The following is a 13,409-nucleotide window of genomic DNA, read 5'->3' on the forward strand; positions in this document are numbered from 1 at the left end:
TTCATTGCTCTGATTTTCTCAGCGCATGTGGCTCGCCAAGCACGTCAGGAGATGATTTATGCAGACTGTCCCTAATGGTCCATTTTCCTACGATGGCATGGCATCCACCACCCATCGGAGTCGTTCATGAACCTGCAGAAATTCCCCCGCCACCCGCTCACCTTCGGCCCCACGCCGATCCAGCCCCTTGCGCGCCTGTCGGCCCACCTGGGCGGCAAGGTGGAGCTGTACGCCAAGCGCGAGGACTGCAACTCGGGCCTGGCCTTCGGCGGCAACAAGACACGCAAGATGGAGTACCTGATCCCCGAGGCGATCGCGGGCGGCTACGACACGCTGGTGTCCATCGGCGGCATCCAGTCGAACCAGACGCGCCAGGTGGCCGCCGTGGCCGCGCACCTGGGCATGAAGTGCGTGCTGGTGCAGGAGAACTGGGTCAACTATTCCGACGCGGTGTACGACCGCGTGGGCAACATCGAGATGAGCCGCATCATGGGCGCCGACGTGCGCCTGGACGCCGCGGGCTTCGACATCGGCATCCGCCCGAGCTGGGAGCAGGCCATGGACGACGTACGCAAGGCCGGAGGCAAGCCCTTCCCGATCCCGGCGGGCTGCTCCGAGCACCCGTATGGCGGCCTGGGTTTCGTGGCCTTTGCCGACGAAGTGCGCCAGCAGGAAAAGGCGCTGGGCTTCCAGTTCGACTACATCGTGGTCTGCTCGGTCACGGGCAGCACGCAGGCCGGCATGGTGGTGGGCTTCGCGGCCGATGGGCGTGCCGACCGCGTGATCGGCATCGACGCCTCGGCCAAGCCGGAGCAGACACGCGCGCAGATCCTGCGCATCGCGCAGAACACCGCGCAGCTGGTGGAGCTGGGCCGCGACATCACCGAGGCCGACGTGGTCCTCGACACCCGCTACGGCGGCCCCGAGTACGGCCTGCCCAACGAGGGCACGCTGGAGGCCATTCGCCTGTGCGCGCGCCAGGAGGGCGTGCTCACCGATCCCGTGTACGAGGGCAAGTCCATGCACGGAATGATCGACAAGGTCCGCAAGGGCGAATTCCCCGCAGGATCGAAGGTGCTGTATGCGCATCTGGGCGGCGTGCCGGCCCTGAACGCATACAGCTTTCTTTTTCGCAACGGATGAAGCCGGCCTGTCGCGGTTCCTGTCCCAGGCATTGATCTGAAAGGTTGCACCAAATGACCCAGCACATGACGCGCAGAAACGCAGGCGCCATCCTCGTCATGGCGGCCATCGCCGCCACGGGTTCGTTGCACACGGCCCACGCGCAAGCCTATCCCGCCAAGCCGGTCCAGCTCATCGTCCCGTTTCCGCCCGGCGGCGCGGTGGACATCGTGGGCCGGCTGGTCGGCAAGAAGCTGGGCGACCGCCTGGGCCAGCCCGTCGTGATCGAGAACAAGGCCGGGGCGGGCACCATCGTCGGCGCCAGCTTCGTCGCCAACGCGCCGGCCGACGGGTACACGCTGCTGATCAGCTCGGGATCGACGTTCACCGCCAATCCCGCGCTCAACGCCAGGCTGCCCTACGACCCGGTCAAGAGCTTCGACCCCATCGGCATGGTGGCGCGTGTGCCGCTGGTCCTGCTGGCCAACGGCGAGGTGCCCGTGAACAATCTGCGCCAGCTGATCTCCGCCGTGCAGGCCACGCCAGGCAAGTATGTCTACGGGTCGTTCGGCAGCGGCACCACGGGGCACTTCGCCGCGGAGCTGGTGTGGGCCGCCACCGGCATCAAGCTGCTGCACGTGCCCTACCGGGGCAGCGCGCCGGCCATGAGCGACCTGATCGGCGGGCAGATTCCCTTCACCATCGACACCGTGGCGGCGGCGCTGCCCCAGTTGAAGGCCGGGAAGATCAAGGCTATCGCCGTCACGGGCGAGTCGCGCGCGACGCAGCTGCCGAATGTGCCCACGGTGGCGGAGAGCGGCTTCCCCGGCTTCTCGGCCGATTCGTGGCTGGCCATCGTGGGCCCGCACGGGCTGCCGGCCGAGGTCAAGGCCACGCTGCAGAAAGCGCTGGCCGAGGTCGCGGCCGATGGCGAGACACGGGACAAGCTCGTCGCCAGCGGCCTGCAGGCCGCATGGGAGCCCGCCAACGCCGTGGCCGCGCGCATCGACGACGAACTGCCGCGCATGCGCGCGATCGCGCAGCGCGCCAACATCAAGGCGCAGTGACCATGGCGCACGACCCCAGCCTGCCCGAGCGCTCCGCCGTCGAACTGCGGCAACTGATCCAGACCCGGCAGATCTCGCCGGTGGAGCTGCTCGACGCCTGCATCGCCCGCATCGAGGCGGTGAACCCCTTCGTCAATGCCGTCACGGCGACCTGCTTCGAGCGCGCGCGCCGCGAGGCCCGGGCCGCCGAACGCGCCGTGCTGGACGGCGGCCCGCTGGGGCTGCTGCACGGGCTGCCCATGGGCGTGAAGGATCTGGAGGCGACCGAGGGCCTGCTGACCACCCTGGGCTCGCCGCTCTACCGCAACCACGTGCCCACGCAGGACAACGTGCTCGTGGCGCGGCTGCGCGCGGCCGGCGCCATCGTGGCGGGCAAGACCAACGTGCCGGAGCTGGGCGCGGGCGCCAATACGCGCAACGCCGTCTGGGGTGCCACGGGCAATCCGTTCGACCCCCGGCTCAACGCCGGCGGCTCGTCGGGTGGCTCGGCCGCGGCGCTGGCGTGCGACCTGCTGCCCGTCTGTACCGGCTCGGACACGGGCGGCTCGCTGCGCATTCCCGCGGCGCTGTGCGGCGTGGTGGGCTTCCGCCCCTCGCCGGGCCTGGTGCCCAGTTCGCGCAAGCTGCTCGGGTGGACGCCCATCTCGGTCGTCGGCCCCATGGGGCGCACCGTGGCCGATACCTGCCTGCAACTGGCCGCCTCGGTGGGCGCGAGCGTGGGCGACCCGCTCAGCTATCCGGTCGATCCGGACGGCTGGCTGGAGCCGCCGCCGGTGGATCTCGGCCGCCTGCGCATCGCTTGGACGGAGGACTTCGGCGTGTGCGACGTCGATCCGATGATCCGCGCTGCCTTCCGCCGCAAGATCGCGGCGATGCGGCACCTGTTCGCCCGCTGCGACGAGGTGCGCTTCGACCTGGGCGACGCGCACCGCTGCTTCGACGTGCTGCGCGCCGAGGCCTTCGTCGCCGCCACGCGCGATGCCTACGAGCGCGACCCCGCAAGCCTGGGGCCGAACACGCGCGCCAATTTCGAGCTGGGCGCGGCCATGAGCCTGCTCGATAGCGCCTGGGCGCAGGCGGAACAGACGCGCATCCTCGCGCGCTTCGACGCGGCCATGGCCGGCTACGACCTCATCCTGGCCCCCACCACGCCCGTGTCGCCCTTCCCCTGGACGACGCTGTACGCCGACACCATCGACGGCAAGCCCCAGGCCAACTACTACCGCTGGTTGGCGCTAACCTACGTGGTCACGCTGACCACGCTGCCGGCCATCAGCCTGCCCTGCGGCACCGACGCTGCGGGCATGCCGTTCGGACTGCAGGTGGTGGGCCGCTTCCGCGCCGACCGCCATGTGTTGGGGACAGCGGCGGCGCTGGAGCAGGCGTTCTCAGGCGTGGACGAGCTGCGCAGGCCCCGCCCCGCACTCGACCGCCTGCGGCCCGTGGAGCCGGCGCTGACCTCCATCATCACCGCGCCGTCAGGCGTGCCTGGAGCCAATGAGGGCACAACCATCCCTACGTCGGCAGCCTAGCGACCTAGCCACGGGCTGGCGCCCGGCTGGAGGCAGCCTTGCTTCTGCTTTTGGCCGCAGCCTTAGGCTTGGCGGCCACGGTATTGGATGTGCCGGCGCTTCTGCTCTTACCCCTGGCCACCGATGCACCGTTACCTTGTTTCGATGCTGATTCACGGGCATCGCGCGCCTCCAGTTGGGCGACGCGGGCTTCGAAACGCCCCAGCACTTCCTGCAGGATGTCGGCCTTGCGCTGCGTGCGCTCGTTGTCGGAGCCCACAGGAGAGCGGCCTTTGCTATTCGGGGCCGAACGCACGGCCACCGTCTGGCGCCGATACAGGTCGCGGTACTTGTCACGCAGCGTGCGTGCACGGGTGACCTTGCCGCGCAAGCGGGACAGTGTCAGGGCCTTGATGGGCTCTGTGCGGCTTTGGTCGAACAGCTCCAGTTCTGCAGCGGTGAGAAGGGGGCGGGCCTGGGTGATGGTGTATGCCATGGTCAGTCTCCTTTGCAGTGCGTTGGCAAAGCTGCACCGTAACCCGCCCCACGGCGCGCGGGTGTGGGACAGAGGGCCGTCCTACGGCTGCGGTGGACGGCCTCAAGCGGCCAGCAGCGCCTGCACGCGTTCGCGCAGCAACGGGGGCTGCACGGCGTGCGCCGCCACGGGCGAGCCCACGTTCAGCCCCACGCGGTTCCAGATGCCGCGCCGGAAGGGCCGCACCATCGCCCCGCCCTGCTCGATGCGGCTGAAGTACGAGCCCCAGAGGTTGGTCAGCGCCATGGGCACCACGGGCGCCTCCACGCCGTCGGCGCGGGCGCGCTCGATGATCTTCATGATGCCGCCCTTGAAGGGCTGCAACTGCCCGTCGCGCGTGATGCCTCCTTCCGGGAAGATGGCTAGCAGGTCGCCACCCCGCAGCACCTGCGCGGCGCGCTCGAAGGCGGCCTCGTAGGTGGCGGGGTCGTCCTTCTGCGGCGCGATGGGGATGGCCTTGGCCAGGCGGAACAGCCCGCCCAGCACGGGGATGCGGAAGATGCGGTGGTCCATCACGAAGTAGATGGGCCGGGGGCTGGCGGCCATGAGCAGCACGGCGTCGACGAAGCTCACGTGGTTGCACGCGAGGATGGCGGCGCCCGTAGTGGGGATGTGCTCGTCGCCGCGCACCTTGAAGCGGTAGATGCAGCGCGAGAGCACCCAGGCCACGAAGCGCAGCAGGTATTCGGGCACCAGCAGGAAGATGTAGAACGCCACCACTGCGTTGGCGATGCCGGTGAACAAAAAGATCTGTGGCACCGTGAAGCCGGCCGAGAGCAGCGCGCCCGCGAGCACGGAGCTGGCGATCATGAACAGCGCGTTGAGGATGTTGTTGGCCGCGATGATGCGCGCGCGGTGCGTGGGCTGGCTGCGCATCTGGATCAGCGCGTACATGGGCACGCTGTAGAGGCCCGCGAACAGCGAGAGCAGCAGCAGGTCGGCCATCACGCGCCAATGCGCGGGCTGGGCGATGAAGGCCGCGAGGGTCAGGCCGTCGGCGGGCGGCAGCGCGCTTGAGGCGAAGTACAGGTCGATGGCGAACACGCTCATGCCGATGGCGCCCAGCGGCACCAGGCCGATCTCCACGTGCCGGCGCGAGAGCACCTCGCACAGCAGCGAGCCGATGCCGATACCGACCGAGAACACCACCAGCAGCAGCGATGCCACCTGCTCGTTGCCGTGCAGCACTTCCTTGGCGAAGCTGGGGAACTGGCTGAGGAACACCGCGCCGAAGAACCACATCCACGATATGCCGAGCAGCGAGCGGAACACGACAGGGTTGCCGTGCGCCAGCTTCAGGTTGCGCCACGTCTCGCTCACCGGGTTCCAGTTGACGGTGAGACCCGGATCGGTGGCGGGCGCGCTCGGGATGAACTGCGCCACCACGCGCCCGGCCAGCGCCAGCAGCACGCAGGCCACGGCGACCGAGGGGTGGCCGATGCCCGGCAGCGCCACCAGCAGCCCGCCCGCTACATTGCCGAGCAGGATGGCGACGAAGGTGCCCATCTCCACCATGCCGTTGCCGCCCGTCAGCTCGCGCTCGGAAAGCGCCTGCGGCAGGTAGGCGAACTTCACCGGCCCGAACAGCGTGGAGTGCAGCCCCATGAGGAACACGCAGCCCAGCAACACGGCCGCGCTGCCCGCCACGAACCCGGCGGCGGCCACCAGCATGATGGCGACCTCCAGGTTCTTCACGAAGCGGATGATGCGCGTCTTCTCGTACTTGTCGGTGAGCTGCCCGGCCGTGGCCGAGAACAGCAGGAACGGCAGGATGAACAGCGCCCCGATCACGAGGCCCGCCATCGCCGGGGGCATCCACGACACGCTGAGCTGGTAGGTCACCATCACGGTGAACGCGAACTTGAACAGGTTGTCGTTCGCCGCGCCGGCGAACTGCGTCCAGAAAAACGGTGCGAAGCGGCGCTGGCGCAGCAGGGCGAATTGGTTGGGGTGTGGCTCACTCATACGCGGGCTGAAGGGTGGAGAGGTGCCGCGCATTGTGCGCACAAACCCGCGCGCGGGCGGCAGTGCCGCGCGACGTGTGGCGCAGGCACACTGGCGGTATCGCCAACGGATACTCTCGCGCCATGAGCACCACCGCCGACCTCGTCACCGCGCTCAAAAAAGAACTGAAGGCCGCCCAGATGACCTACGCCGACCTGGCGCAGGCCATCGGCATGGCCGAGTCGAGCGTCAAGCGCATGCTGGCCAGGGGCGACATGCCGCTGTCGCGCATCGATGCGATCTGCCGTGCGCTGCGCCTGGACTTCGCCGACCTGGCGCGCCGCGTGGCTGACAGCCAGCCGCTCGTCACCGAGCTGACGCTGGAGCAGGAAAAGGCCGTGGTGGCCGACAAGAAGCTGCTGCTGATGGCGATCTGCGTGCTGAGCCAGTGGACGCTGGAGCAGGTCGTGGCCGCCTACCGGCTGAGCGAGGCCGAGGGCATCCGCTACCTGGTGCAGCTCGACCGCATCGGCATCATCGAGCTCAAGCCGCTCAACCGCTACCGGCTCAAGCTGGCCAAGACCTTCCGCTGGCGCCCGCACGGGCCGGTGATGCACTACTTCCGCGACCACGCGCTGCTGGACTATTTCAATGGCGGCTTCGACGGCGCTGGCGAGGGCGTGCTGCTGGTGCACGGCTCCATCAGCCGCGCGCTCGCCCCCGCCTTCATCGAACGCATGCAGCGCGTGGCGCAGGACTTCGCGCAGCAGCACCTGGCCGACCAGCGCCTGCCCGAGGCCCAGCGCGAGGGCTACACGCTGCTGCTGGCCATGCGCAGCTGGGAGTTCGAGGCCTTCGGCGCCATGCGCCGCGCGGCGCCCGGCACCCACTCCTGAATCGATAGCTACTGGCGCTTTACGGGTAAGCGCTGGAGCCGTTTTCGGCTTGAATTCCCGCCGCCGACACACCTGTTCACAACACTTTGCCAAACGGCCACCAATGCCCTCCAAGCGTTGACCAGCGCACCCCACCATGGGCACCAGACGACACGGCTCCCGCCATATCGCCACCCACCAGGAGAACACCATGGCCCGCACCCTCTTCACCGCCGCCAGCCTGGCCGCACTGACGCTCGCGGCCGCGGGCGCCGCCCATGCCGCCACGAACGCGACCGTCGTGATCCAGTCCGGCATGCCCCATTACCAGGTGCAGTCCACCTACCCGCTGTCTCCGCCTCCGCCGCGCTACGAGCGCGTGCCCCCGCCGCGCCGCGGCATGGTGTGGTCGCAAGGCCACTGGGAATGGCACGGCAACCGCCATGTGTGGGTGCCCGGCCAATGGGTGCGCGTGCGCCAGGGCTACCACTACCGCCAGCCGCACTGGGAGCAGCGCGGCAACCAGTGGCACTACGCGCGCGGCGGCTGGGACCGCGACGGCGACGGCGTGCCCAACCGCTACGACCGCCGGCCGGACAACCCCTACCGCCGCTGACGGCCCCTTTCCCGCGGCGCGCTTTCGCTGGTACGATGCGCGCCGCAGGAGAGCGAATGGCAGCGCGCCGTTCCACCGAAGGCGCAAACTCCCATACACGCTCAGGTTCCGTACTGCACACCAACACAGCCGTCTGGAGAGCCGCCCTGCCATGCAGGGCGCACCGAAGGAGCAAGCACCGCGCGAGGACCGCGCGGCGTGAATCTCTCAGGTACCGAGGACAGGGGGAGCGGCAGCCAGACACTGGCGCCCGCTCGCTCCCAAAAGAGTAGCTGCTCGCGCGCGCCCGGTCTGCGCAAACCTTGAAAAAGGCTTGTAAAACCATGCGCGTGATCGTTCTCGGCGCCGGCGTCGTCGGCACCACTTCCGCCTATTTCCTCCAGCAACTCGGCCACGAGGTGACCGTCATCGACCGCCAGGCCGCTCCCGGTGCAGAGACCAGTTTCGCCAACGGCGGCCAGATCTCGGTGAGCCATGCCGAGCCCTGGGCCAATCCCGGCGCGCCGCTCAAGGTGCTGCAGTGGCTGGGCAAGGAGGATGCGCCGCTGCTTTTTCGCCTGCGCGCCGACATGCGCCAATGGCTCTGGGGCCTGCAGTTCCTGCGCGAATGCACGCCCGCGCGCACACGCCACAACATCGAGCAGATCGTCAGCCTGGGCAGCTACAGCCGCAGCACGCTGCAGCAGCTGCGCGAGGACACGGGCCTGCAGTACGACCAGCGCACGCAGGGCATCCTGCACTTCTACACCAGCGCCAAGGAGTTCGACGCGGCCCTGGCCCCGGCCGAGCAGATGCGCGCGCTGGGCTGCCACCGCCGCGTGGTGAGCGCCGACGAGGCGGTGCGCCTCGAGCCCGCGCTCGCGCACATCCGCCCGCTGCTGGCCGGCGCCACCTACACGGCCGAGGACGAGTCGGGCGATGCCAACCTCTTCACGCGCGAACTGGCCCGCGTGGCGCGGTCGGCGGGCGTGCAGTTCCGCCTGGGCTGCCACATCACCGCGCTGCACCAGGCGGGTGGCGCCATCGACCACGTGGAGATCACCGACGAGAACGGCCGCTACGAGCGCGTGCAGGGCGACGCCTACGTGCTCGCGCTGGGCTCGTTCAGCCCGCTGCTGGCGCAGCCGCTGGGCCTGCGCCTGCCCATCTACCCGGCCAAGGGCTATTCGGTGACGCTGCCCGTGCGCGATGCGGCCGCGGCCTATGAGGTGAGCCTGACGGACGACGAATACAAGCTGGTCTTCTCGCGCTACACCAGCGCGCAGGGCGACCGCCTGCGCATCGCGGGCACGGCCGAGCTGAACGGCTACGAACGCGCGCTGAACACCGTGCGCTGCGAGGCCATCGTGCGCCGCGTCGAACAGCTCTTTCCCGGCGCGGGCGATGCGAGCCAGGCCCAGTGCTGGAGCGGCCTGCGCCCGGCCACGCCAAGCAACGTGCCGCTGATCGGCAGGACGAAGTACGGCAACCTGTTCCTCAACACCGGCCATGGCACGCTGGGCTGGACGCATGCCTGCGGCTCGGGCAAGTCGCTCGCGCGCATCGTGAGCGGGCTGGCGCCGGAGCTGGACTTCGCCTTCTGCGGCATGCCCCGGCCCGCAGCCGCCCCGCGGCCAGCGGCGCTGACCACCTGACTGCCAGGCAATGCTGCTTTTTTGATAGCTGGCAGCGCTTTACCAGCAAGCGCTAGAGACCCAAAAGGCTCGAAGCTAAGCGGGAGCGCCGGTGAACACGGTGAGCACCCCCGTGTAGCCGTACAGGCGGTGCGCGGCGATCTCGCCGCCCGCGAAGAAGCCGGTGAGCGGCACGTCGCCCAGCGCGTGGCGCACGATCTGCATTTCGGCGCCCGGGCCGCCGAAATGCGGTCCGCCCCGGCCCGAGCAGCTCACGTAGACGGCGCCGGCAATGCGGCGCCCGCCCACCGGCTCGGCCGCCGCGCCGTGCGCGGGCACGGCTTCCAGCTGAGGGGCCAGCTCCTCGCGGATCTCGGCGCAGATGCGCACAAGGTCGGCGCGCGCAGCGGCAGCATGGCGCTGGCAGAACGCGAGCCGCATGCCTGCCTGCACGCGCTCGTCCAGGGCCACGCCACGGCGCGTGGCATCCAGCCCCACGATGTGGCGCACGCGCACGTCGGCGCCGAAATGGCCGGTGCGCTGCGCATGCGGTGCATCGGGCTCCACCAGGCCGGCCAGCGTGGCGCGCACGGCTTGCAGCGCGGGCTGAGGGTCGCCCTCCAGCGTCACGCCCAGGGTATCCAGCAGCACGTCGAGCGCGGGCTGTCCGTCCAGCGCCAGCACCACGTTGTCCTGCGCGGCGGTGATGGCGGCCTGCGCGCCGATGGGCTGGCAGCCCTGCGTGACGCGCGAGACCACACCCACGTCACGTGCGAACGCCACGCCCGACAGGCCGCCGCCGAACACGCCCGGCCCCGCCGCGCCGCTGCGCGCGAACTGCACGCTGCGCGTGCGGCTGGCTGCGAGGCCGCCGAACAGGTAGCCGCTGTGCGTGCGCTCCGCCAGCTCCTCCACCAGTTCCGCCAGCTCGGGCGCATGGCCGTCGGCATGGACCAGCGCCGTGTGCGCGGTGAACGCCGCATCGCGCGGCAATGGCGCCACGCCGGAGAACACGCGGTATTGCGCGCGGGGAATGTCGCAGAGCATCACCGACAGCGAGGGCTCGTCGAAATGCTCCACGCCGTTGCCCGCCACGCCCACGCCCACCGTGCCGCTCCAGTCGGTGACGGAAGGCAGCGCGGCGGCCAGGTGGACGAGCAGCGCCTCGGCTTCCGGGGCGTAGTGGTCGGTGATGTAGAGCAGCCCCAGCGCGGGCGCAGCCGCGTGATCAGGCCCTGCCATCTGGGCGTGGAGCTGCTCCAGCACGCGCGCTGCCGCCACCCGCCATTGCGGATGCGCGGCATGCGCGTGGGGAAAGGGCTTCATCTCATCCGGAGCGCTTGGCGCGGGGCGATGCGGCGCGCGGTGCGGCCTTCTTGGCGGGCGCCTTGCGCTTGGCCGCCGGCTGCTTGGCCGCGGCGGCCTTGGGCGCGCCCGGCATGCCTTGCGTTGCGAGCTTAGTGGCCATGTCGGTTGCGGTCTTGAACGCGCCGCTGGCCATGTCGCGCGTGGCCTCGAAGGCCGCCTGCGGCGGCGGGGCCTCCTGCATCGCCTTGGCCGCGATCTGCTGGAACTGGCTGGTCAGCGCGCTCCACCACTGCACCGGGTCCACCATGGGCGGCGCCGCAGGCGTCTCGCGCTGCGGCTCGGCGGACTCAGGCGCTGCTGCAGCGGCCTCGCCCGCTGCGGCAGCCGGCGCGGCCTGGGGTGGCGCAGGCTCCGCGGCCGGAGCCGGCGCGGCGAAAGCCTGCGCCCCCTTGCCGAAGGCGTCCGCGATGTCTCCCATGGCCACGTTCATGCCCTGCAGGGTGGACAGCGTCATGCGCTGCACCTCCAGCGCCTGCACGGTGGCCGTGAGCGCGCGCGCGTTCTGCTCCAGCCAGAACTGCACGGCCTTGAGTTCGGCGATGCGCTTGTCGAGCTCCTCCACGCTCACCGTCGGAGCCACCCAGCCCGACAGCGAGGGCATTGCGGGCATGCCCGCGGAAGCGCCTTTCGCGAGGTTTTGCATAAAGTCGAAACCCGGGACGAAACGCCCGAAGCCGAAGGGGGATGTGTCGCTCATGGCCGCTCCTGGATATGTATGTGGGTTGATCGGTGGCCGACAGCTTACTGCCAATGCGCTGCCGCACCAATGGCGCGCAAAGGCCCTGCACGCGCGGCCCGCGCGTGGTATTTGCCACGCATCTGCGCACGCATGCAGGCCCTGCACGGGCAACACGCTCTAGAATTCCACCGCCAGCACATCTGGCGTGTATTCCTATTTCAAAAGAAACAACCAACATCATGGCAACTGCAAAGAAGACCACCGCTCCGGTGAAAAAGCCCGCCGCCAAGAAGGCTGCGGCACCCGCCAAGAAGGCCGCCGCGCCGGCGAAGAAGGCTGCTGCTGCGCCCGCAGCGCTCAAGCCCGTGAAGGAAGCCTTCACGAAGACCTCGCTGGTCGCGCACCTGGCCGCGCAATCCGGCGTCGAGCCCAAGGCTGCCAAGGCCGTGCTGGCCGCGCTGGAGACGGCCATCCTGGGCTCCGTGCACAAGAAGGGCTCGGGCGAATTCACGCTGCCCGGCCTGCTGAAGATCGGCCTGCTGCAAGTGCCCGCCAAGAAGAAGCGTTTCGGCAAGGACCCGTTCACGGGCGAGGAGCGCTGGTTCCCGGCCAAGCCCGCATCGGTCAAGATCAAGACCCGCGCACTCAAGAAGCTCAAGGACGCGACGCTCTGATCGCTGTGCGGCCTCTCGAAAAAAGCAGCCTCCGGGCTGCTTTTTTCATGGACGCCGCTCAACCCGCAGGTGCTTGCAGGTATAGCGCATGCAGGCGCTCGCGCGCGGCCGCGTGCAGGCCCAGGCGCTGCTCCAGATAGCGCTCGACGCCGCCATGGTCGCGCTCCACCGCATGCAGCGCGGCCTGCAGGAAGTCCTCCTGCACGCGCCAGATCACATCCAGCACTTCGCTGGGCGCCGTATTCGCCAGCTCCACAGGCCTGCGGTAGAGACCGTTGGTGAGCAGGTAGTCCTGCATCACCACTTCGCGCGACACGCCCAGCGCCAGCAGGATCAGCGCGGCCGCGAAGCCCGTGCGGTCCTTGCCTGCCGTGCAGTGAAAGACCAGCGGCGTGTCTTCATCGAGCAGGTGGGCGAACAGCGCGGCGAACTGCCGCGTGTTGTCGGAGACGAAGGCGCGGTAGGTGTCCTGCATCAGTCCCACGGCGATCGGCGCCGTCATCCGCTGCCCTGCCGCCGCCATCTCCTTGGCGCGCTGCACGACGGTGGGCTCGATGGGCAGCGCGTGGTAGCGTACGGCGGGCAGCGCGTAGGCCAGGGCCGAGCTTTCCGCCTGCCCGCGAAAGTCCACGGCGCGCGCCAGGCCCAGGCCTTGCAGCACATGCGCGTCCTGCGGCGTCAGCCGCGCCAGGTGGTCGGATCGGAAGATCCGGCGCCAGCGCACCACGCGGCCATCCTGCCCTGCATAGCCGCCCAGATCACGGAAATTGGAGGCACCCGACAAAGAAAGGGAACGAGAGAAATCATCCATGCCGGTCACTGTATGCGAAAGCATCCCTACATTGCGTGACAGAAAGGCGGCGTGGGGCCATTGCCGCGCGCGGCATCGTCCGACGAGACATGCGGGGCGATGGGCGTACAAACAGCCCAGGAGGTTCCACCATGCCCACCCCGCCACCGCCCCCCGTTCCGCCAACGCCTGTGGATCCGGGCGACATGTCGCCCCCCAAACCCATCCCCATCGATCCGCCCGCCCACACGCCGCCCGTGGATCTGCCAGGCAATCCCATGCAGGAGCCTGTCTGAGAGCGGCCTGGAGACAACCATGACCCGCCGAGAAGATCCGCCCATCGAAGATACCGATCCGCCCATCCATCCACGCAAGGTTCCCGCTTCGCTGGACCGGCGTCGCGCAGGCTGGATCATCGTGGCGGCAGTCGTGATCTCATTGCTGATCGGCGGCTTGGCGCGTTTGCTGACGCCCGACGCCGATCCGTATCTTCCGGAAAGCAGAACCGCCACAGGAGCCGAAGCGCCAGCGATCCCGGTGCCGCGAGGGTGTGCAGAATTTTGTGTAAACGGACAATCCACCGCCGGCGCGAGCCGGCCTGTCCGTAAGCACAAT

General features: G+C 69.3%; 13 protein-coding genes and 1 riboswitch. Of the genes, 8 read left to right on the forward strand and 5 right to left on the reverse strand.

Annotation, left to right across the window (positions count from 1 at the left end; translation table 11 throughout):
- Window positions 1-126: 126 nt before the first annotated feature.
- The 3 genes from AVS7_RS19330 to AVS7_RS19340 are packed head-to-tail and all read left to right on the forward strand — an operon-like array spanning window position 127 to window position 3,721.
- Window positions 127-1,143, forward strand: a complete 1,017-nt coding sequence (locus AVS7_RS19330; protein ID WP_020229707.1) for a 1-aminocyclopropane-1-carboxylate deaminase — start codon at window positions 127-129, stop codon at window positions 1,141-1,143.
- A 53-nt stretch (window positions 1,144-1,196) separates the two neighbouring features.
- A complete protein-coding gene (locus tag AVS7_RS19335) occupies window positions 1,197-2,189 on the forward strand; it encodes a tripartite tricarboxylate transporter substrate binding protein (RefSeq protein WP_020229708.1) in 993 nt (330 codons plus the stop codon).
- A 2-nt stretch (window positions 2,190-2,191) separates the two neighbouring features.
- Window positions 2,192-3,721, forward strand: a complete 1,530-nt coding sequence (locus tag AVS7_RS19340; RefSeq protein WP_024001894.1) for an amidase — start codon at window positions 2,192-2,194, stop codon at window positions 3,719-3,721.
- A gap of 4 nt (window positions 3,722-3,725) precedes the next feature.
- Here AVS7_RS19340 and AVS7_RS19345 read toward each other — a convergent pair whose 3' ends face one another.
- Both AVS7_RS19345 and AVS7_RS19350 read right to left on the reverse strand, forming a co-directional pair.
- Entirely contained in the window at window positions 3,726-4,196 is a 471-nt protein-coding gene (locus AVS7_RS19345; RefSeq protein ID WP_020229710.1) for a hypothetical protein, read from the reverse strand.
- Window positions 4,197-4,298: 102 nt separating this feature from the next.
- On the reverse strand, window positions 4,299-6,200 hold the full coding sequence (locus tag AVS7_RS19350; protein ID WP_020229711.1) for an MFS transporter: 1,902 nt from the start codon (window positions 6,198-6,200) through the stop codon (window positions 4,299-4,301).
- A gap of 122 nt (window positions 6,201-6,322) precedes the next feature.
- Between AVS7_RS19350 and AVS7_RS19355 the strand changes: the two genes are divergently transcribed.
- The 3 genes from AVS7_RS19355 (at window position 6,323) to AVS7_RS19365 (ending at window position 9,304) form a co-directional block, all read left to right on the forward strand.
- Window positions 6,323-7,075, forward strand: a complete 753-nt coding sequence (locus AVS7_RS19355; RefSeq protein ID WP_020229712.1) for a helix-turn-helix transcriptional regulator — start codon at window positions 6,323-6,325, stop codon at window positions 7,073-7,075.
- 190 nt (window positions 7,076-7,265) lie between these two features.
- Complete coding sequence (locus AVS7_RS19360) at window positions 7,266-7,670, forward strand: YXWGXW repeat-containing protein (protein WP_020229713.1); 405 nt, start codon at window positions 7,266-7,268, stop codon at window positions 7,668-7,670.
- 123 nt (window positions 7,671-7,793) lie between these two features.
- A riboswitch (glycine riboswitch) is annotated at window positions 7,794-7,904 on the forward strand.
- 89 nt (window positions 7,905-7,993) lie between these two features.
- Window positions 7,994-9,304, forward strand: a complete 1,311-nt coding sequence (locus AVS7_RS19365; protein ID WP_020229714.1) for a D-amino acid dehydrogenase — start codon at window positions 7,994-7,996, stop codon at window positions 9,302-9,304.
- Window positions 9,305-9,379: 75 nt separating this feature from the next.
- Here AVS7_RS19365 and AVS7_RS19370 read toward each other — a convergent pair whose 3' ends face one another.
- Both AVS7_RS19370 and AVS7_RS19375 read right to left on the reverse strand, forming a co-directional pair.
- On the reverse strand, window positions 9,380-10,609 hold the full coding sequence (locus tag AVS7_RS19370) for an FIST N-terminal domain-containing protein (protein WP_020229715.1): 1,230 nt from the start codon (window positions 10,607-10,609) through the stop codon (window positions 9,380-9,382).
- A gap of 1 nt (window position 10,610) precedes the next feature.
- Complete coding sequence (locus tag AVS7_RS19375) at window positions 10,611-11,348, reverse strand: PhaM family polyhydroxyalkanoate granule multifunctional regulatory protein (protein ID WP_020229716.1); 738 nt, start codon at window positions 11,346-11,348, stop codon at window positions 10,611-10,613.
- A gap of 221 nt (window positions 11,349-11,569) precedes the next feature.
- Here AVS7_RS19375 and AVS7_RS19380 point away from each other — a divergent pair, with 221 nt between their 5' ends.
- A complete protein-coding gene (locus AVS7_RS19380) occupies window positions 11,570-12,004 on the forward strand; it encodes an HU family DNA-binding protein (RefSeq protein WP_024001898.1) in 435 nt (144 codons plus the stop codon).
- 58 nt (window positions 12,005-12,062) lie between these two features.
- On the opposite strand, the gene AVS7_RS19385 is transcribed toward AVS7_RS19380, so the two are convergent.
- Complete coding sequence (locus AVS7_RS19385) at window positions 12,063-12,815, reverse strand: tyrosine-protein phosphatase (protein WP_034691258.1); 753 nt, start codon at window positions 12,813-12,815, stop codon at window positions 12,063-12,065.
- Window positions 12,816-13,109: 294 nt separating this feature from the next.
- Between AVS7_RS19385 and AVS7_RS24585 the strand changes: the two genes are divergently transcribed.
- A partial coding sequence (locus AVS7_RS24585) for a hypothetical protein (RefSeq protein WP_144425150.1) occupies window positions 13,110-13,409 on the forward strand: 300 nt, incomplete at its 3' end.

The organism is Acidovorax sp. MR-S7 (genome assembly GCF_000400995.2).
GTDB lineage: Bacteria > Pseudomonadota > Gammaproteobacteria > Burkholderiales > Burkholderiaceae_C > MR-S7.